Here is a 19,786-nt window from a genome sequence, read left to right on the forward strand (position 1 = left end):
AGCGGGCAAAACCCAGCAGTGATAGCGTTTTACGTTTCCCATGCCGGTGGGAAAGTCAGCCGGCCCGTAGGGTTCTGACCGCGTCGTCGCGGCGGAACATGTAGAGCAGGGCGCGCAGCGCCTTGCCGCGGTCGGACTGCAATTCGGGATCGCGGTCGACGATCAGGCGGGCATCGTCCTGGGCGACCTGCAGCAGCTCGCCATGGGCCGCCAGATCGGCCAGTCGCATGTCGGGCAGGCCGCTCTGGCGGGTGCCCAGCACTTCGCCGGCGCCCCGCAGCTTCAGGTCCTCCTCGGCGATGCGGAAGCCGTCCTCGGTCTCGCGCATGATCGCGAGCCGCGCCTTGGCGGTCTCGCCGAGCGGCTGGGCGTAGAGCAGCAGGCAGGTCGACTTCGCGCTGCCGCGGCCAACCCGGCCGCGCAACTGATGGAGCTGGGCGAGGCCGAAACGCTCGGCATGCTCGATGATCATCACCGTGGCCGCCGGCACGTCGACGCCAACCTCGATCACGGTGGTTGCCACCAGGATGGACAGGCTGCCCTCGGCGAAGGCCGCCATGGTCGCCTCGCGCTCGGCGCTCTTCACCCGGCCGTGCACCAGCCCGACCTTGCCGGGGAAGCGCGCACTCAGGAGGCGATGGCGCTCCTCGGCGTTGGCGAGGTCGACGTCCTCGGACTCCTCGATCAGCGGGCACACCCAGTAGACGCGCGCGCCTGTGGCGACCATGCGGCCGACGGCATCGACCACCTCGCCGATGCGCTCGAGCGGGAGGGTGCGGGTGTCGATCGGCTGGCGGCCCGCCGGCTTCTCGGTGAGCTTGGAGACGTCGAGATCGCCGTAGGCCGCCAGCATCAGGGTGCGCGGGATCGGCGTGGCCGTCATCACCAGCAGGTCCACCACCTGGCTCTTCGACGACAGCGCCATGCGCTGATGCACGCCGAAGCGATGCTGCTCGTCGACCACCGCCAGCGCCAGGTCGGCGAACTCGACCTCCTCCTGCACCAGCGCATGCGTGCCGACCACGAGCTGGATCGTGCCGTCGGCCAGGCCCCGCAACGTCTCCTTCTTCTGCCGCTGGCCGTCGCGGCCGGTGAGCAGGGCGAGCCTCACGCCCGCCGCCTCGGCGAGCGGCGCGATCGTCGCGTAGTGCTGGCGCGCCAGCAGCTCGGTCGGCGCCATCAGCGCCGCCTGCGCGCCGGCCTCGACCGCGGTCAGCATCGCGAGGAAAGCGACCAGCGTCTTGCCGCTGCCGACGTCGCCTTGCAGCAGCCGCACCATGCGCTCGGGCTTGGCCATGTCGGCGGCGATCTCGGCGGTGGCGAAGGTCTGGCTGGGCGTGAGCTTGAACGGCAGCGCCGCCAGCGCGCGCTCCTGCAAGCGACCGTCGCCCTTGGTCGCATGGCCGGGCAGGGAGCGGTTGTGATGGCGCACCAGCGCGATGGCGAGCTGGCTCGCCAGCAGCTCGTCGAAGGCAAGCCGCGCGCGGGCCGGATGCGTAGGCGAGAGATCGTCCGGCTCGGCCGGCGCATGCGCCTGCCCGAGGGACGGCTTCCAGCCGAGCCATTTCTGCTTCTTGAGGTACGCCGCGTCCTGCCATTCCGGCAGCTCGGGCGCTCGCCCGACTGCGGCGGCGATCGACTTCTGGAGAGGCCTCTGGGTCAGGCCGCCGGTGAGGCCGTACACCGGCTCGACTCGCAGAATCGAATCGCGCTCCTCGACCGGCACGGCGTGGTCGGGGTGCGTCATCTGCACGTCGCCCTGCCAGATCTCGACCTTGCCGCTGACGACCCGGCGCTCGCCCGGCGGCAGCAGCTTCTTGAGGTAGTCCTCGCGGCCGTTGAAGTAGGTGAGGCAGAGCCGGCCTGACTCGTCACTGCACCACACGCGATAGGGTTGGCGCGGGCTGCGCGGCACGATGTGCTCGTCGACCGTGACGGTGATGGTGGCGATCGTGCCGGCTTCGGCCTTCGCCACCGTGGGCGCGTTGCGCCGGTCGACAACGCCGAGCGGCAGATGCCACAACAGGTCGACCACCAGCGGGCCGGCCAAACGCTCGACGAGCTTGCCCAGCCGCGGCCCGATTCCGGGCAGCGAGGTGACTTGGGCGAACAGCGGGGTCAGGCTCTGCGGACGCATGGCTGCTGGGCGTGACTTCGCACCGGCTGGCGCCTATATGCTACGCCCCTTTTCGCCGCGACCTGGGGAAAAATGACCGACGGGACCGAACTGGAGCTGCGGCGCAAGCGTTTGCTCTACCGCAGCATTTATCGTGGCAACAAGGAGAACGACATCCTCCTTGGCCAGTTCGCGCGCGCCTATATCGCGGAATTCACCGCGGCGGAGCTCGACCAGTATGAACGCCTGCTGGAGACCGGCGACAACGACATCTTCGACTGGGTCTCCGGCCAGGCGCCGGTGCCGGCCGAGAAGGACTCACAGATCGTGCGCAAGCTGCTGGCATTCCGCGTGAGGTTCTGATGGCGAGCCCAAAGGAAAACTGGGCCGACCGCCTCGCATCGCTGCACCAGAAGACAGGCCGCTGGACGCTCGCTGGGTTGCCCGAGGGTGCCGACGCGCTGATCCTTGCGGAACTGGCCAAGACCACCGGCGGGCAGGACATCCTGCATGTGGCGCGCGACGGCCAACGGCTGGAGCGGTTGCAGGACGGCCTGCGCTTCTTCGCCCCCGAGCGCGAGGTGCTGGTCTTTCCGGCCTGGGACTGCCTGCCCTACGACCGGCTGTCGCCGCATCCCGACATCGTCGCCGAGCGGCTCGAGACGATGGCGCGCCTCGCCACACCCCGGAAGCCGGGCGCGCCGGCACGAATCATCCTCGCCTCGGTCGGCGCGGTGCTGCAGAAGGTGCCGCCGCGCACGCTCTATGCCGAGGCGGCCACGGTGCTGCGCAAGGGCCAGACCGTCGACGTGGCGGCGCTCACCAAGTATCTCAGCGAGAACGGCTATGGCCGCGCCGACACGGTGATGGAGCCGGGCGAATACGCGGTGCGCGGCGGCCTGATCGACTTGTTCCCACCGGGTACGGCGGAGCCGTTGCGCCTCGACCTGTTCGGCGACGTGCTGGAGACCATCCGCTCGTTCGATCCGATGAGCCAGCTCACCACCGGCGCGCGCGACGAGGTCGTGCTGCTGCCGGTCAGCGAGGTGCTGCTGACGCCGGCCAGCATCGAGCGCTTCCGCGTCGGTTATCGCGAGCTGTTCGGCAATGTCGCAGGCGACGACATCCTTTACGAGGCGGTGTCGGCAGGCCAGCGCCATGTCGGCATGGAGCACTGGCTGCCGCTGTTCCACGAGCGGCTCGAGACGCTGATCGACTACTGCCCCGAGGCGGTCGTCACGGCCGACCACCAGATCAAGGAAGCCTTCGATGCCCGCTGGGAGCTGATCGCAGACTACTACGACGCTCGCGTGAAGACCGGTGCGAAAGGCGGCATGTCGGGCGGCGCCGACTACAAGCCGCTGCCCACCGACCGGCTCTATCTCAAGCCGTCGCAGTGGGAGAACCTGCTCGACGGCCATAGCGTCGGCCAGCTCACCAGCTTCGACGCGCCCGACTCGCCCAGCACGGTCGATCTCGGCGGCCGCCGCCACGAAGGCTTCGCCCGCGCCCGCACCGCGCAGGGCGTCAACCTGTTCGACGAGGTCGCGAACCACGTGAAGGCGGCCAACGGGGCCGGCCGGCGCGTGGTCGTCGCGAGCTTCACCGAAGGCTCGGCGACGCGGCTCACGCATCTGCTGCAGGAGCATGGCGCCACGACTCCGGTGGGCGTGCACGACCATGCCGAGGTCCAGAAGCTGCCGGCGGGCGTGATCGGCGTCACCGTCTGGCCGTTGGAGCACGGCTTCGTGCTCGATGGCCTGGAGGTGATCGGCGAGGAGGACATCCTCGGCGACCGCCTGTCGCGGCCGCAGCGCAAGCGCCGGCCGTCCGAGCGCTTCATCGCCGAGGCGGCGGCGCTCTCCGACGGCGATCTCGTGGTGCATCGCGAGCACGGCGTCGGCCGCTACGAGGGCCTGGTCACGCTCGAGATCCAGTTCGCGCGCCACGACTGCCTCAAGCTCACCTACGAGGGCGGCGACAAGCTGTTCGTGCCGGTCGAGAACATCGACGTGCTGAGCCGCTACGGCGCGGCCGACGAGGAAGCGGTGCTCGACCGCCTCGGCGGCGTCGCCTGGCAGTCGCGCAAGGCCCGTCTCAAGCAGCGCATCGCCGACATGGCCGACCGGCTGATCAAGATCGCGGCCGAGCGCGCGGTGCGGCGCGGCGAGACCATGGCGCCGCAGGAGGGCCTGTACGAGGAATTCTGCGCCCGCTTCCCGTATGCCGAGACCGACGATCAGCTGCAGGCGATCTCCGACGTGATCGACGATCTGTCGTCGGGCAAGCCGATGGACCGGCTGATCTGCGGCGATGTCGGCTTCGGCAAGACCGAGGTGGCGCTACGCGCGGCCTTCGTCGCCGCGATGTCGGGCAAGCAGGTCGCCGTGATCGCGCCGACCACCTTGCTGGCGCGCCAGCATCACCGCACCTTCGTCGAGCGTTTCCAGGGTTTGCCGGTGCGAATCGGCCGGCTGTCGCGTCTGGTCAACGCCAAGGAGGCCAAGGAGACCAAGGCGGCGATCAGGGAGGGCACCGTCGACATCGTCTGCGGCACCCACGCGCTGCTGGCCAAGGGCATCGAGTTCAAGGACCTCGGCCTGCTGATCGTCGACGAGGAACAGCACTTCGGCGTCGCCCACAAGGAGCGGCTGAAGGAGCTGCGCGCCGACGTGCACGTGCTGACGCTGACCGCAACGCCGATCCCGCGCACCTTGCAGCTCGCGCTGACCGGCGTGCGCGACATGAGCATCATCGCCACGCCGCCGGTCGATCGCCTGGCGGTGCGCACCTTCGTGACGCCGTTCGACGGCGTCACCATCCGCGAGGCGTTGCTGCGCGAGCAGTATCGCGGCGGCCAGAGCTTCTATGTCTGCCCGCGCATCGAGGATCTCGCGGCCGTCGCCGAGGAGATCCGCGAGCTGGTGCCGGAGATGCGCATGGCGATGGCGCACGGCCGCCTGCCGCCGACCGCGATCGAGAACACCATGCAGGACTTCGTCGACGGCAAGTTCGACCTCTTGCTGTCGACCAACATCGTCGAATCGGGCCTCGATATCCGCAACGCCAATACCATGATCATCCACCGCGCCGACATGTTCGGCCTGGCGCAACTCTACCAGCTGCGCGGCCGCATCGGCCGCGGCAAGACCCGCGCCTATGCCTATCTCACGGTGCCGCCGGCCAAGGCGCTGAACGAGGCGGCGGCCAAGCGGCTCGAGGTCATGCAGACGCTCGACACCCTGGGCGCGGGCTTCCAGCTCGCCAGCCACGACCTCGACATCCGCGGTGCCGGCAACCTCCTGGGCGAGGAGCAGTCGGGCCACATCCGCGAGGTCGGCATCGAGCTCTACCAGCAGCTTCTGGAGGAGGCGGTCGCCTCGGCGCGCGGCCGCGCCCAGGAGGCGGAGCGGGCCGAATGGTCGCCGACTATCAATCTCGGCATCCCGGTGCTGATCCCGGAGGAATACGTCGCCGACCTGTCGGTGCGCATGGGCCTCTATCGCCGGCTGGGCGGGTTGACCACCCAGGCCGAGGTCGATTCCTTCGCCGCCGAGCTGGTCGACCGCTTCGGCAAGACGCCGCCGGAGGCCGAGTTCCTGCTCAAGACCATCTCGCTCAAGCTGCTCTGCCGCCAGGCCTCGGTGGAGAAGATCGATGCCGGCGAGAAGGCCGTCGTCTTCTCCTTCCACGAGAACAAGTTCCCGGCGCCGGAGCGGTTGATCGGCTGGATCCAGAAGAACGCGCCGCTGGTCAAGCTCAGGCCCGACCACCGCGTGATCGTGCAACGCGTCTGGGCCGACGAGCGGCAGCGGCTTTCCGGCGTGACGTCGATCGTTTCCGCTTTGGCGAAGCTCGCCGGCGCTTCTTCGTCTTCGGCCGGGGCTTCGGCGCCAGCAGAGCCCGCGCCGCCCGCCGCGCGCAGCGCAGCAGCCAGTCGCTGAGCCGCCGGTCGCCGCTCGCCTGGGCGAGGCCGAGGCCGCCGACCGCCAGGATAACCGCCGCCGTCGCATCGGCATCGAGCTTGCGGCCGCGGCTCTGCGCCATGGCGCCGATCAGACCGTGCAGGACGTTGGCATAGGCGAGCTGGGCGGGCAGGGATGCCCGCGCCACGTCGCCCGCCAGCGCTGCCAGGGTGCAGTCGCGCAGGGTGGCGGTGAAGGCGTCCTTGGCCAGGTAGCTGTCGAGCACCGTGCCGACCTTGGCGTCGCCGGCGCGCATCCGCGCCAGCAGGCCGTGGCCGGCGCCGACCACCTCGGCGAACAGGTCGTCCTTGGACTTGAAATGGGCGTAGAAGGCGCCGCGGGTCAGGCCGGCGGCCAGCATGATGTCGTCGATGTTGGTGCCGGCATAGCCACGCAGTCGGAACAGACGGGCGGCGTGCTGGAAGATCTCGGCCCTGACGCGGGCGGAATGGCCGGGGCTTGAAGGCATGATCTGTCGATGATCATATCATATGTCTATCGACATATCATGCGCCGACGTGAACCGGCCGAGCAGCAGCTTGCCGCGCGGTACGACTTCCGCTCCATCCCGACCGTGATGATGTTCAGGAACGGCCAGATGGTCGCCCAGCGCGCCGGCGCCTCCGATGCGCCATCGCTGCGCGCCTGGATTCAGCAGAACGCCGGTTGATGTAGCCCCTTTTCGGTGACGATCACGTTCATCGGAATGTCGTGGGGCTGCGGGTAGATCGTCCTGATCCTGAGCCGCTCGTAGCCCACGCCGATGACGAGCGGACGAGGCTGCAAGACCGCGAGCGTGCGGTCGAAATAGCCGCCGCCGTTACCCAGCCGGTAGCAGGCGTCGTCAAATCCCAGGACGGGAGCCAGCACGACGTCAGGCACGGCGACCGCCCCCTCGGCCGGCGTCGGAATGTTCCAGATGCCAGGCGTCATTTTCATCCCGCGCCGCCATTGCTTGAAGACCAGCGGCGTATTCGGCTGGGCCACCACGGGCAGGCAGCAAACGGCTTCGCGGGCCTCGAGACCTTCCATCCATGGCATCAGGTTCGGCTCGGCCTTGATGGGCCAATAGCCACTGATGATCCGGCCGGCGACATTCCCGATCAGCCGGTCGAGCTCGCGGCCGATGCATTCGGCATATCGATCCTTGTTCTCGGGTTCGACAGAACGCCGAAGACCCAGCAGCCTCTCCCGTTCGGCCTTGCGCCATCGCCTGACGTCGGCCCACTGGCGCTCGTCGGTGGACGGCGCGAGCTCGTGCATGAGGCACGGCGGCGAGGCGTACTCGTCGTTCTCCGGATCGGTCGTCATCGGGCGACTCCCTAGGCGGTCGCCCTCTTAGGCTGTTGATTGTGCCGTGCTGGTGGCGGCGTCGCGCTCGGCGAGATTGAAGACCTCGACGAAGGCCGACGGCGGCTGCGCACCCGACACCGCGTACTTGCGGTTGACGATGAAGCAGGGCACGCCGTTGATGCCGAGCCGTCGTGCATAGACATCGGAGGCGACAACCTCCTGCCGCCCTTCGTCGCTTTGCAGGAACTTTCGCGCATCGTCGCGGTCGAGGCCGGCGCGGAAGGCGCATTCGACCAGGATGTCGATGTCGCCGACGTCCAGCCCGTCCTCGAAATAGGCCTTGAACAGCGAGGCCACGACCTCGTCCTGGCGCTCCTGGCTGGCGCTCCAGAAGATCAGGCGGTGCGACAGCACGGTGTTGGGCGTGCGCCGGATCTTGGAAAACTGGAACTCGATGCCGGCCTCGCGGCCCGATTCGGCGATCGCCTGGTAGATCTGGCGCGGCCGGTCGCCGCCGCCGAACTTGGCGCGGACATAGTCGTCGCGGGTCATGCCCTCGGTCGGCATGTCGGGATTGAGCTGGAACGGCCGCCACGAGATCGCGATGTCGTTGCGCCCGCTGAGATCGAGCGCGCGCTCGAAGCGGCGCTTGCCGATGTAGCACCACGGACAGATCGTGTCGGAAACGATGTCGACGTAAATCATGACCAGAGCCTACGCCTTTCGCGCCAGTGCAGGAAGAGACCGGCCAGCGCGGCAATGCCGAGCGCAATGCTCGTCATCCATGCCGCCGCCGGCCAGCCGCCGGCCGAGACGAGGGCAGCGGTAATCGGCGGCCCGATCAGGGCGCCGAAATTCGAGACCTGCATCAGCAGACCGGTGGCCGCGCCGATCAGTTGCGGCCGCGGTGCATGCACCGGGACGGCGGTGAACAGACATCCCGGCACGACACCGATGACGGCCGAATAGACGCCAGCCAGCACGAGACGTGCGAGATCCGGCACGCCATCGATGAAGATCGCCGAGGCGCAGACGGCCATCGATACCGTCGCCGCGACGATGATGACCACGCGCGGCACGCGCCGTTGCAGCAGCCAGCCGGCGAGGAGATTGCCGCCGATATTCACCATGGTGACCAGCGTGGTGACGAGCGCCGCGGTTTCCTGCGTGAAGTGCAGGCGCTCGACCTGCAGGGTCGGCAGGAAGCCGACGATGGCGAACCAGCAGCAGGAGTAGGCGCCGAAGCAGATGCCGATCGCCAAGGGTCCACCGCTGGTCGCGACCTCGGCCATCTCGGCCAGGATCGGGCGGCGGGTCGCGGCAATCGGATCGAGCTCGTGGCGTCGCGTCGTGCGCAGCAGCAGCGCCAGCAGCATGGCGCCCGAAGCGGCGGCCGCGATCCACCACACCCAGCGCCACGACAGTTCGAGCAGCGCAAGAGCGGAGATCAGCATCATCACGCCGGCGCCGGCCGGCATGTAGGTCGACCAGGCGGCGAGGGCGAGGCGCAGGTCGGCCGGCGTGGCGAGACGCACGACCAGCGGCGGGATCGCGACCACGACGGTGATGAAGCCGAGGCCTTCCAGCACGCGCAGGCCCAGCAGCACCTGCGGCGAGCCGACCGCGCCGCCGAGGAGGCTGGTCGCGAGGCAAAGCCCGGTGCCGAACAGGATCAGCCGGCGATGGCCGAGCCGGTCGGCGGTCAGCGCGATCGCCATGCCGGCGGCGGCCGTGACCAGGTTGATGATCGACAGCAGCCAGCCGGATTGCCGCAGGCCGGCGCCGAGATCGTCGCGGATCGAGGGCAGGGCCGGTGGCGCCTTGCCGACGTGGAAGGCCGCGACCATGCCGGCGAGGATGAGCAGGCCGACCAGGTCCCACGGCGTACGCTTGCTCAGTGCTTGTTTCCTCCGCGGACGACGCTCGCTAAGAAGGTGGGTATGAAGCCATTCGATCTCAGCGGCAAGACGGCGCTCGTGACCGGCGCCTCATCCGGTCTCGGTGCGCATTTCGCACGCTGCCTCGGCGCGGCCGGTGCGACGGTCGTGCTCGCGGCGCGGCGCGCCGATCGGCTGCAGTCACTGCAAGCGGACCTGGCCAAGGGCAAGGTTGCCGCCCGCAGCGTCGATCTCGACGTGCAGTCCGGCGAATCGATCGCTCAGGCGCTCGACGCGGCCGGGCCGCTCGACATCGTCGTGAACAACGCCGGCATCTCGATCGTGAAGCCGGCGCTGGAGATGCCGGAGGCGGACTGGGACGCCGTCGTCGACACCAACCTGCGCGGTGCCTGGCTGGTGGCGCAAGCCGCGGCCAAACGCTGGGTCGCCGACGGGCGGCCGGGCAGCATCGTCAACATCGGCTCGATCCTGGGCCTGCGCACCATCGGGCAGGTCGCGCCGTACAACGCCTCGAAGGCCGGCCTGATCCATCTGACGAAGGCGCTCGCGATGGAATGGGCGCGCTACCGGATCCGCGTCAACGCGATCTGCCCGGGCTACATCGAGACCGAGATGAACAGCGCCTTCTGGCAGACGCCGGGCGGCCAGAAGCTGATCGAGCGCATCCCGCAGCGGCGCATCGGCAAGCCCGAAGAGCTCGACGGCGCGCTGCTGCTGCTGGCGTCGGACGCCGGCAGCTTCATGACCGGCAGCGTGGTCACCGTCGATGGCGGCCACACCGTCAGTTCGCTGTGATCACCAGCCGTTGATGCGGTCGTAGGTCTCGACGACGGTCTTGCCGCCGTCGAGCTCGCTGTCGACGACGTAGTAGCGGTCGTAGGCCGCCGCCGTGATGCAGGCATGGTTGGGCAGCACGCGCACCCGGCTGCCGATCGGCAGGTTGCCGTAGGGGATCGGATCGTCCGACTGCACGAAGCCGTGCTCCTGCGAGCAGGCGACCACCGCCATGTCCTTCGCCGGCGGATCGGCGATCGTGCCGTAGCCGACCTTCGGCTGGAACTCCTGCGCGGAGACGTCCTTGGACAGCGCCAGCGCGCCGGCATCGATCAGCACCTGGTTGCGATGCGGATAATGGCCGATCACCGAGGCCAGCACCGACAGCGCGAGATCGCCGGCGCCGCACGAGCCGATGAACTCCTGGTCGAGGTCGTTGAAGCAGTAGACTCCCGGCCGCATCTCGGTGATGCCGTCGAAGTTGCGCGAATGCATCGCCGTCGGCGTCGAGCCGCCGGACACGATCGGACAGGGCATGCCGGCAGCGCGGATCTTCTCGGCCGCCGTCACGATCGCCAGCCGCTCCTGCTCAGCGACCGCGGCGATGCCGTCGACCGTGCTCTCGTGATAGGAATGGCCGGCATGCGTCATCACGCCCGCGAGCTCGACGCCCGGCGCCTCGTGCAGCACGCGCGCAATGTCGAGCAGGCCGGGCAGCGCGGGATAGGGGAGGCCGGCGCGGCCGCCGCCGCTGTCGATCTCGATGAACACCGAGAAGGTGTCGCCGTTCTTCGCCGCATCGGCGATGGCGCGGGCGACGGCGATGTTGTCGGTGATCACACGTAGGTTCACGTCCTGGCGGCGCAATTCGGTCACGGCCGGCAGCTTCGCCGGCACGATTCCGACGGCATAGAAAATGTCGCTGAAGCCGCCTTGGGCGAAATAGCGCGCCTCGGCCAGGGTCGAGACGGTGATCCGGCCGTCGTGGCCTTCCACAGCCATACGGCCGATTTGTACAGATTTTGCGGTCTTGAGGTGTGGACGCAACAATACACCGGCCTGCCGCAGCCGGTCGCTCATGCGCTTGAGGTTGCGGCGCAGGATGGCCCGGTCGAGAATGAGGGCGGGCGTCGGCAGGTCGTCCAGCGTTTGGTTCATCGGAGGATTCATAGCGCATGCCGATCGAAAACGAACGCAAGTTTGTCCTCGAGGACGATGGCACGCTGGAACGCGCGCTGGCGGCCCGCCCGGGCGTGACGCGCAGCGTCCTGCGCCAGGCCTATCTCGACGCCAGCGGCGTGCGCATCCGCGCCATCGATTCGGCAGGCCACACGCAGCACATCTTCACCTACAAGCGGCCGGTCGACGACCAGGTGGTCGAAATCGAGACCGAGATCACGCCGGTCGATTTCGAACGGCTGTGGAAGCTGCGTCGCGAGACGCTGCAGAAGGCGCGGTATTCGTGGTGCGAGGGCCACTACCGTTGGGACGTCGACTTCTTCAAGACCGACGACGGCCGCACCTATTTCGCGCTGGCCGAGGTCGAGATGCCGGAAGGCGACACCGTGCCGCCGCAGCCGCCGGCGGTGCTGGCGCCGCACGTGCTGCTGCTGGCGCCGCGCAGCGATCCGCGCTTCACCTCCAAGCGGCTGGCCGACCGCGGCCACGCCGAGCGACTGCTGTCCGACGTCCGCGCCAAGGGCGAGGCGGCATGAAGATCGCCTCGCTCGAGACGATCTCGGTCAAGATCCCCTTCACCTTCGGCGGCCGCCCGACCGGCTATGGCGGGCGCAACTGGACGACCAACAACATCCTGCTGGTCAAGGTGGAGACCGACACCGGCATCACCGGCTGGGGCGAGGCCTTCTGCTACGGCTGCACCGACGCCGTGCTCGCGGCGCTGCAGTCGATGGTGGCGCCGATCGTGGTCGGCCGCGATGCCCGCGATATCGCCAGGCTGTCCTACGAGCTGCAGCAGTCCCTGCATCTGTTCGGCCGCTACGGCATCACCGTCTTCGCTTTGTCGGGCCTTGACATCGCGCTGTGGGACATCGCGGCCAAGGCTGCGAACCTGCCGCTGCATCGCCTGCTGGGCGGGGCAGGGCAGACCACGCTACCCGCCTATGCGAGCCTCCTGAAGTACCGCGATCCCGAGCGCGTGGCGGCGCGCACCAAGCAGGCGCTCGCTGAGGGCTACAAGTACATCAAGCTGCACGAGACCGAGGAGGCCGAGGTGCGGGCCGCCCGCGAAGCGGCGGGCGAAGGCGTGCCGATCATGGTCGACACCAACTGCCCGTGGACGCCGGAGCAGGCACGCCACATGACCCTGAAGCTGCGGTCCTACGACCTGCACTGGCTCGAAGAGCCGATCTTCCCGCCCGAGGACTTCCAGGCGATCGCCCGGTTGCGTGAAGGCACCGGCGTGGCGATGGCGGCGGGCGAGAACAACTGCACCGCCGTCCAGTTCCGCGACATGCTGGCGGCCAACGCCGTCGACTATGCACAGCCCAGCGTCACCAAGGTGGGCGGCGTGACCGAGTTCCTGAAGGTCGCCACGCTGGCCGATGCGGCGGGCGTCACCCTGATGCCGCACTCGCCGTATTTCGGGCCGGGCTTCCTCGCGACCCTGCATCTTACCGCGGCGCGCGGCCAGCCGGGCGCGCTGGTCGAGCGCTATCACATGGACGTCGAGGCGAGCCTCTACGGCGAGCTGATCGACCCCGTGGACGGCGCCTTCAAGGTGCCCGACGGACCGGGGCTGGGCCGCGATCCCGATCCGGACGTGATCAAGACTTACGCGGCGGCCTAGCGCGCGGCAGCGTGATCAGCGGCCACGGATCGGGCAGCACTCCGACCGGGCAATCGATCAGGGTCGGGCCGCCACGCCTGAAGCCGCGCGTGATCGCCTCGCCGAGCTCGGCCGGCGACCTCGCCTGCTCGGCGGCGATGCCGAAGCTTTCTCCGAGCTTCACGAAGTCGGGATTGTGCAGATCCGAGGCGATGGTGCGGCCCTTGAACGACTGCTGCTGGATGCGCTTGACGTTGCCGTAGGCGCCGTCGCTGAACACCACCGCGACCACGCCGATGTTGTTCTGCGCCGCCGTCGACATCTCCATGGCGGTGAACAGGAATCCGCCGTCGCCGTTGATCGACAGCACCGGCGTGTCCGGCTTGGCGACCTTGGCGCCGAGCGACGTCGCATAGCCCCAGCCCAGGGTGCCCTGGTAGGCCGGCGACAGGAACGTCCGCGGCTTGTAGGTCGGATAGGCGAAGCGCGCCGCGTAGCCCATCTGCGTCAGCTCGTCGACCAGGACGCCGTCGTCGGGCAGCGCCTTGCGGATCGCCTCGAGGTAGCCGATCTGCGGCGCCAGCAGGTCATGCACCTTTTTCGTCACCTGGGCCTTGGTCTCGGCGACTGAATCGGCGCGGCCGTTGCGCTTGGCGTTGTACGCGGCGAGCCGATTGGCCAGCGCCTTCAGGGTCGCGGTGGCGTCGCCGACGATGCCGATCTCGGGCTTGCGCTGGCGATCGATCTCCTCGCCGTCGATGTCGATGCGGATGATCTTGAGGTCGTCGTCGATGCCCCAGGCCATCTGCGGCGGCTGCAGGCGCGTGCCGACCGCGAGCACGACGTCGGCCTCGCTCCAGAAGCGATAGCCGGCCGGCGCCGTCACCGACAGGCGATGGCGGCCGTCGATCACGCCCTGGCCCATCTTGCCGGTCATCACCGGCGCGTCGAGCATCTCGGCGATCTGCGCCACGTATTCGCCGGCGCCCTGGGCGCCGCCGCCCACGACGATCATCGGCCGCTTGGCATTGCCCAGCAGCTTGGCGGCGCGCTCGACGCCGTCTCCGTCGACCGGGCAGGGGTCGGCCTGCGCGGCCGTCGTCGGCAGCACGACCGGCGCCTTTCGGCCCCAGGTGTCGATGGCGCATTCGAGGCCGACCGGCCGGCGTCGGCCCGACAGCAGGCGGCGGAAGGCTTCGTTGACCAACCCCGGCGCCTCAGCCGGCGTGTTGATGCGGTCGGCCCACTTGGTGAGGCCGCGCATGATCGCGAGTTGGTCGGGCAATTCGTGCAGCAGCCCGACATTGCGGCCGATCATCGACTGCTGGATCTGGCCGGTCAGCGCCAGGACGGGCGCGTTCGCCGCATAGGCGGTCGACAGCGCGGCGGTGGTGTTGAGGAAGCCCGGCCCCGGCACCACGACGTAGGCCGAGGGCTTGCCGCTCGCCATGGCGTAGCCCAGCGCCATGTAGGCGCAGGACTGCTCGTGGCGGGCATGGATTGGCCGGACCGCGTTGGTGCGATCGTACAGCGCGTCGAAGAACGAATCGTTCTGCACGCCGGGCAGGCAGAACAGGGTGTCGATGCCGTTCAGTTCCAGCATCGAGACGACGGCCTGGGCCGTGGTGAGCGTTTGCATGTCTACTCCCTCAAGAAGCCGTCGCCAGCACCGGCGTGCGCCCGCGCGATGCCAAGGACATGCCTTGCAGCCGCGGATCGGGGGCGATCTCGATCTGCCGCCGGAAAGGCACGAAGCCCGAACGCATATAGAAGGCGAGCGCATTCGGATGGTCCAGCGTGCAGGTATGGACCCAGAGGCGAGCGATCGGTCGCTGCCACACCAGCTCCAACGCGCGATTCATCAGCCATCGCGCCGCTCCGCCGCCGACCAGGGACGGAGTGACCCCGAAGAAGGCGAGCTCCGCCTCGCCGTCGGTCCGGAAGTCCAGCTCGAGCAGCCCTTCGAGCACGCCCGACACCGCAAGGCCGTATACCTCGACCTTGGGGTCATGAATGATCGCCGTCAGCTCGTCGTCGCTCATCATGAGGCGGGAGAACCAGATCCATTCGTCGCCGATCTTCCCGTAGAGAGAGCGATAGGTGTCAGGTTCGGGGCGCGTCATGCGCTGCAGGCGCCAAGGGCCGCTCAACTCCGGCCGCGCAGCCGGGCGCGATTTCATCTCCAGCGACGTGACGACAGCGGCGATGCGGTCGGGAGGTACGTCGTGCAGGCCATCGGGGAGCATGATCGGACGAACCTCCTGACTTCTACGCTACGCTCAATCTACACGCGCTCCCGACGCCTTGATAATCGGCGCGAGCCGCGCTTCTTCCGAATCGCGGTACGCCAGCGTGTCGGCCGGCGTGCTCCACCATGCCGTCGAGGCGAGATCGGCGTACTTGGCCTTGACGTCCTCGCTCTCCAGCGCCTTCTTCGACAGCTCCGACAGCCGCGCCACCACGTCCGGCGACAGCTTCGCCGGGCCGGTCAGCGTGGTCCACGAGATGATGTCCATGCCCGGCAGCGTCTCGGCGATCGCTGGGATCTCGGGCGCGACCGACGTGCGCTTGGCCGAGGTGACGCCGAGCGGCCGCACCTTGCCGGCGCGCGATTGCGTCAGCGTGCCAGGGATGTTGTCGAACATCATGTGGATCTGTCCGGCCAGCAGATCCTGCGTCGCCGGCGCCGAGCCGCGATAGGGCACGTGCTGGATATCGACCTTGGCCAGCATCTTGAACAGCTCGCCCGACAGGTGGAGCGTCGTGCCCGCGCCCGCCGAGCCGTAGGAGTACTTGCCGGGGTTCTGCTTGCAGAGCTCGATCAGCTCGGCGACCGACTTCGCCGGCACGTCGAGATTGACCGCCAGCAGGTTGGGCAGCCACCACAGCGTCGAGACGAAGGTGAAGTCGGTCCGCGCGTTGAACGGCAGCTTGGCGTAGAGCGTCGGCGAGATCGCGTGCGCGGCGATGCCGCCCAGGCCCAGCGTGTAGCCGTCGGGCTCGGACTTCGACAGCACCTCCATGCCGAGATTGCCGCCGGCGCCGCCGCGATTCTCGACCACCCATTGCTGGCCCGTAAGCTCGCTCATCTTGGCGCAGAAGATGCGGGACAGCGTGTCGGTCGGCCCGCCGGCCGGGTAGGGGTTGATGTAGCGCACCGTCCGGTTGGGATAGGCGCCCTGGGCTAGAACACTGGGCGCGCTCACGATTCCCGGTGCCGCGAAGCCCACGCCAAGCCCCGCAACAAAACTACGCCTCTTCATACCGTTTCCTCCGATTCTGGCGGCAAACCTGCCAAAGCACGGCCTGTGAATCCACCAGATTGTCGCACTGGGAATGGAATTTCATTAAGCGCTTGCGCAAAATGTGATACGCCTTGCGAGCCTCGAGGGTGCGAGGCTTGGGTAGGGACATGCGGGATTTCGTTCGCCTTTCGACGCTGGTGATGCTGGCGTTGTCGGGCTTCGCGAGTATGGCCGGGGCGCAGGTGCAGTCACCGGTGAAGGCACCGTCCGCCGGGGCACAGCCGGTCGTGGCGCCGGCGGCGACGCCGGACGTCTGCTACACGGCCTACGGCCTGACGCCCAAGCAGAAGCAGCAGATCTGCACCGACGTGATCGACGCCGGCACGGCCAAGAATCCGCTCGCCACCGGCCTCGCCTATTTCAACCGCGGGGTGGCACGCGCCCAGGACGGCGATCCCAAGGGCTCGCTCAGCGACTACCGCACCGCGCTGCGCTTCTACACCGACGTCATCCGCACCTCGGCGCCGTCGGGCCCGGTCGTGTTCCAGCGCGGCATGATCTACCACACGATGGGCGACGCCGATCAGGCGATCGTCGACTACAGCGACGCCATCCGCATGATGCCCAGCGACGTGCAGGCCTTGGTCAATCGCGGCATCATCCTCTACACCAAGAAGGACAACAACGAAGGCGCGCTCGCCGACTTCAACGCCGCCCTCAAGATCAACCGCTGCGAGGCCACCGCCTGGATCAATCGCGGCATGGTCTACAAGCGCAAGGGCGATCTCAGCCAGTCGATCGCCGACTTCACCGACGCCATCAAGTGCCTGCCGGCCAACGGGCCGGTGGTCGGCGGCCCCAACCTCGACCCTGCGGGCAAGCCGTTCGCGGCGGCGCACTACCAGGGCATCACCAAGAGCACCCAGCTCGCCGACGCCTACTACCAACGCGGCATGGTCTACCTCGACAAGGGCAGCAAGGACCGCGAGCAGGCGAAGGTGATGTACGACACCGCGATCAAGGACTTCAACGAGGCGATCCGCATCAACCCGACGGCGGCGGCGCATTTCGTCGGCCGCGCCTCGACCTACATGTACAAGGAGATGTTCCAGCCGGCGATCGACGACTTCACCGTGGCGATCAAGCTGTCGCCGGGCGACGAGTACTCCTACCTGCACCGCGGCATCGCCTATCACTCGGTCAACGAGCCGGACAAGGCGATCGACGACTACACCGAGGCCAACCGGATCAACCCGCTCGACGTCAACCCGCTCGTGAACCGCGGCATCGTCTGGTACTCGAAGAAGGGCGAGTACGACAAGGCGATCAAGGACTTCACCGATGCGCTCAAGATCGACCCCAAGGAGATCAACGCGCTGATCAACCGCGGCATCTCGTGGCGCGAGAAGGGCGACCCGGACAAGGCGATCGCCGACTTCACCGAGGCGCTGCGGCTCGGCCTGTTGACCGGCGACGTGCTGAAGTTCGGTACCGACGATCCCGAGGCGATCCGCCACTGGGCGCAGGTCGCGCATGCCCGCTACCAGCGCGGCACGGCCTACGTGCTGAAGACCGAGTACGACCTAGCGCTCGCCGACTTCAACGAATCGATCCGCATCAACCCGACCGAGGCGCGGGTGTTCGTGGCGCGCGGCGGCGTCTACCTGGCGCGCCAGGACTACCGGCGCGGCATCGCCGACTTCGACGAGGGACTGAGGCTCGATCCGGAATACGCCTTCGCCTGGTTCCAGCGCGGCTTCGCCCACCACGCGCTCGACGAGCCGGACAAGGCCTATGCCGATTACAGCAAGTCGATCCGCTGGGATCCCAAGTACATCACCGCGTACCTCAACCGCGGCATCATCCTCTACACCCGCCGCGGCGACTACGACGCCGCGATCGTCGACTTCACCAAGGCGCTCGAGCTCGGCCCCGACAACATCAACGCCCTGATGCATCGCGGCCTGGCCTACGGCGGCAAGGGCGAGTTCGACAAGGGCTTCGCCGACCTCAACCGGGCGATCGAGCTGTCGCCGCAGTTCGCGCGCGCCTACTACTACCGCGGCATGCTCTACACCGTGCGCGGCAACGCCGACCGCGCGCTGGCCGATTTCGACGCCGCGCTCAAGCTCGACGACAAGAGCGCCGAGTCCTACATTGCCCGCGCCGGCATCTATGCGCTGAAGGGCGACCAGGACCGCGCCATCGCCGATCTCACGCAGACCATCCAGATCGTGCCCAACGCGGCCACGCCGTACTACAATCGCGGCTACTCCTATTTCTCCAAGGGCATCTACGACAAGGCGATCGCCGACTACAGCGAGGCGATCCGGCTCAACCCGCGCATGGCGGTGGCCTACAACAACCGCTGCCTGACCCGCGGCGTGGTCGGCAAGGAGCTGGTCGAGGCGCTCGGCGACTGCGACGAGGCGCTGAAGCTGCTGCCGGACAACATGGACGCGCGCGACACGCGCGGCTTCATCTACCTCAAGCTCGGCGACTATCCGGTCTCGATCAACGAGTACAACGCCTCGCTGCAGGTCGAGCCCAACCGGCCGCGTTCCCTGTACGGCCGCGGCCTCGCCAGGCTGAAGAGCGGCGACAAGGCGGGCGGCGAGGCCGACATGGCGGCGGCGGTCAAGCTCGCGCCGGCGGTGGCGAATGACTTCACGCGCTTCGGCATCAAATAGTGCGTACATCGCGAAACACCTGATACATCGGCGACACAGAAGCCGCGGATCGCGGATCGAAAGTGCAGTTTGTTGTGATGGCGTTACACCGTGCCCTCCGCTAACGGAAAAACGTGCCTCGTTTGACTCGTGAGCAGCGACGTATGCGTCGCCTCAACCGACTGGAGACCGCCGCCTTCTGGTTCGTCGTGTTCGGCGGCGGCACGTTGATGGTCCTCCTCGTCGGCATCCTGCCCTGATCGCAACGACGACGGCCGGAAGGCCGGGCCACCGGGCGGCAAGCCGCGCCAGCCGATCGTCCGCGTCGACACCCGGGCCCAGGGCGGCAACCTCGGGAGCAGGGGGCACATTGACTCCGAACAGGCCGTATCGCCTGCCGCCCAACGAGGGAGCGCACCATGCTGGTCAAGGAAGCCATGAGTCGCGACGTGAAGACGGTCGGCCCGGACCAGGCCCTGCAGGACGCCGCCCGGATCATGTTCGACATCGACGTCGGCGCGCTGCCGGTCGGCGACAACGACAAGCTGGTCGGCATGATCACCGACCGCGACATCGCGGTGCGCGGCGTCGCCGCCGGCAAGGCACCGACGGCACGCGTCCACGAGGTGATGTCCCGCGAGGTGCGCTACTGCTTCGAGGACGAGGACACCGCCCACGTCGCGCGCAACATGGCCGACCAGCAGATCCGCCGGCTGCCGGTGGTCGACCGCAACAAGCGGCTGGTCGGCATCCTGGCGCTGGCCGACCTCGCGACCTCGGCCAAGACCGGGCAAGCGACGGCAGCGTTGTCGGGCATCTCCCAGGCCGGCGGTGCGCACTCGCAGAGCGCCTAGACAACGAAAAAGGCCGCCGAAAACCGGCGGCCCCCTTCGAGGTTAGGTGACCAGCTCGCCCGTCAGCAGAGGGACGGCTGGCCGCATCCTTGTTGGCCCAGAGGAGGTCGGGCGAAGACTACAACGAGGAAGAAGCCGTTCCGTTGCAGTCGATGGATGACGGGCCACGACCGATGAAGATGAG

At 68.2% G+C, this 19,786-nt stretch carries 16 protein-coding genes and 1 pseudogene; 8 read left to right on the top strand and 9 right to left on the bottom strand.

The window, feature by feature from the left end:
- Positions 1-55 precede the first annotated feature (55 nt).
- Complete coding sequence (recG, locus tag J0J01_RS26855) at positions 56-2,137, bottom strand: ATP-dependent DNA helicase RecG (protein ID WP_296386414.1); 2,082 nt, start codon at positions 2,135-2,137, stop codon at positions 56-58.
- A 72-nt stretch (positions 2,138-2,209) separates the two neighbouring features.
- On the opposite strand from recG, the gene J0J01_RS26860 reads away from it, so the two are divergent.
- The gene (locus J0J01_RS26860) at positions 2,210-2,479 is read left to right on the top strand and encodes a succinate dehydrogenase assembly factor 2 (RefSeq protein WP_296386416.1); all 270 of its coding nucleotides are present in this window, start codon (positions 2,210-2,212) and stop codon (positions 2,477-2,479) included.
- On the top strand, positions 2,479-6,060 hold the full coding sequence (gene mfd / locus J0J01_RS26865) for a transcription-repair coupling factor (protein WP_296386418.1): 3,582 nt from the start codon (positions 2,479-2,481) through the stop codon (positions 6,058-6,060). The genes J0J01_RS26860 and mfd overlap by 1 nt, the downstream gene beginning before the upstream one ends.
- 319 nt (positions 6,061-6,379) lie before the next feature.
- Here mfd and J0J01_RS26870 read toward each other — a convergent pair.
- Positions 6,380-6,550 (bottom strand): annotated as a pseudogene (locus J0J01_RS26870) (TetR family transcriptional regulator); the annotation flags it as partial.
- A 39-nt stretch (positions 6,551-6,589) separates the two neighbouring features.
- Here J0J01_RS26870 and J0J01_RS26875 point away from each other — a divergent pair.
- Positions 6,590-6,751, top strand: a complete 162-nt coding sequence (locus J0J01_RS26875) for a thioredoxin domain-containing protein (RefSeq protein ID WP_296386420.1) — start codon at positions 6,590-6,592, stop codon at positions 6,749-6,751.
- On the opposite strand, the gene J0J01_RS26880 is transcribed toward J0J01_RS26875, so the two are convergent.
- From J0J01_RS26880 to J0J01_RS26890, 3 genes are read right to left on the bottom strand one after another with little or no spacing between them, the layout of a single operon-like run.
- Positions 6,733-7,392 (bottom strand): 5-formyltetrahydrofolate cyclo-ligase, encoded by a 660-nt coding sequence (locus J0J01_RS26880; protein ID WP_296386422.1) that lies wholly within the window; start codon positions 7,390-7,392, stop codon positions 6,733-6,735. The genes J0J01_RS26875 and J0J01_RS26880 overlap by 19 nt on opposite strands.
- Before the next feature lie 27 nt (positions 7,393-7,419).
- On the bottom strand, positions 7,420-8,079 hold the full coding sequence (locus J0J01_RS26885) for a DsbA family oxidoreductase (protein ID WP_296386424.1): 660 nt from the start codon (positions 8,077-8,079) through the stop codon (positions 7,420-7,422).
- Positions 8,076-9,329 (bottom strand): MFS transporter, encoded by a 1,254-nt coding sequence (locus tag J0J01_RS26890; protein ID WP_365738470.1) that lies wholly within the window; start codon positions 9,327-9,329, stop codon positions 8,076-8,078. Before J0J01_RS26890 ends, J0J01_RS26885 begins: the two co-directional genes overlap by 4 nt.
- On the opposite strand from J0J01_RS26890, the gene J0J01_RS26895 reads away from it, so the two are divergent.
- Complete coding sequence (locus tag J0J01_RS26895) at positions 9,315-10,067, top strand: glucose 1-dehydrogenase (protein WP_296386427.1); 753 nt, start codon at positions 9,315-9,317, stop codon at positions 10,065-10,067. The genes J0J01_RS26890 and J0J01_RS26895 overlap by 15 nt on opposite strands.
- On the opposite strand, the gene J0J01_RS26900 is transcribed toward J0J01_RS26895, so the two are convergent.
- Positions 10,068-11,204 (bottom strand): alanine racemase, encoded by a 1,137-nt coding sequence (locus J0J01_RS26900; protein WP_296386429.1) that lies wholly within the window; start codon positions 11,202-11,204, stop codon positions 10,068-10,070.
- A gap of 17 nt (positions 11,205-11,221) precedes the next feature.
- Here J0J01_RS26900 and J0J01_RS26905 point away from each other — a divergent pair, with 17 nt between their 5' ends.
- Together J0J01_RS26905 and J0J01_RS26910 are read left to right on the top strand one after the other, a co-directional pair.
- A complete protein-coding gene (locus tag J0J01_RS26905; protein ID WP_296386431.1) occupies positions 11,222-11,761 on the top strand; it encodes a hypothetical protein in 540 nt (179 codons plus the stop codon).
- Entirely contained in the window at positions 11,758-12,855 is a 1,098-nt protein-coding gene (locus J0J01_RS26910; protein ID WP_296386433.1) for a mandelate racemase/muconate lactonizing enzyme family protein, read from the top strand. The genes J0J01_RS26905 and J0J01_RS26910 overlap by 4 nt, the downstream gene beginning before the upstream one ends.
- Here the strand turns inward: J0J01_RS26910 and J0J01_RS26915 are convergent.
- Genes J0J01_RS26915 through J0J01_RS26925 form a run of 3 tightly spaced genes read right to left on the bottom strand, consistent with a single transcriptional unit; the run spans position 12,833 to position 16,097 of the window.
- Positions 12,833-14,473: a thiamine pyrophosphate-dependent enzyme gene (locus tag J0J01_RS26915; RefSeq protein WP_296386434.1), complete on the bottom strand. Its 1,641-nt coding sequence runs from the start codon at positions 14,471-14,473 to the stop codon at positions 12,833-12,835. The genes J0J01_RS26910 and J0J01_RS26915 overlap by 23 nt on opposite strands.
- 10 nt (positions 14,474-14,483) lie before the next feature.
- Positions 14,484-15,083 (bottom strand): GNAT family N-acetyltransferase, encoded by a 600-nt coding sequence (locus J0J01_RS26920; RefSeq protein WP_296386527.1) that lies wholly within the window; start codon positions 15,081-15,083, stop codon positions 14,484-14,486.
- A 30-nt stretch (positions 15,084-15,113) separates the two neighbouring features.
- Positions 15,114-16,097, bottom strand: coding sequence for a tripartite tricarboxylate transporter substrate binding protein (locus tag J0J01_RS26925; protein ID WP_296386437.1), 984 nt, complete (start codon positions 16,095-16,097; stop codon positions 15,114-15,116).
- A 149-nt stretch (positions 16,098-16,246) separates the two neighbouring features.
- Between J0J01_RS26925 and J0J01_RS26930 the strand changes: the two genes are divergently transcribed.
- On the top strand, positions 16,247-18,769 hold the full coding sequence (locus tag J0J01_RS26930) for a tetratricopeptide repeat protein (RefSeq protein ID WP_296386439.1): 2,523 nt from the start codon (positions 16,247-16,249) through the stop codon (positions 18,767-18,769).
- Between the two features lie 398 nt (positions 18,770-19,167).
- Positions 19,168-19,602 (top strand): CBS domain-containing protein, encoded by a 435-nt coding sequence (locus J0J01_RS26935; protein WP_296386441.1) that lies wholly within the window; start codon positions 19,168-19,170, stop codon positions 19,600-19,602.
- Positions 19,603-19,786: the final 184 nt, after the last annotated feature.

The sequence above is a fragment of the Reyranella sp. genome (genome assembly GCF_017305915.1).
Lineage (GTDB): Bacteria > Pseudomonadota > Alphaproteobacteria > Reyranellales > Reyranellaceae > Reyranella.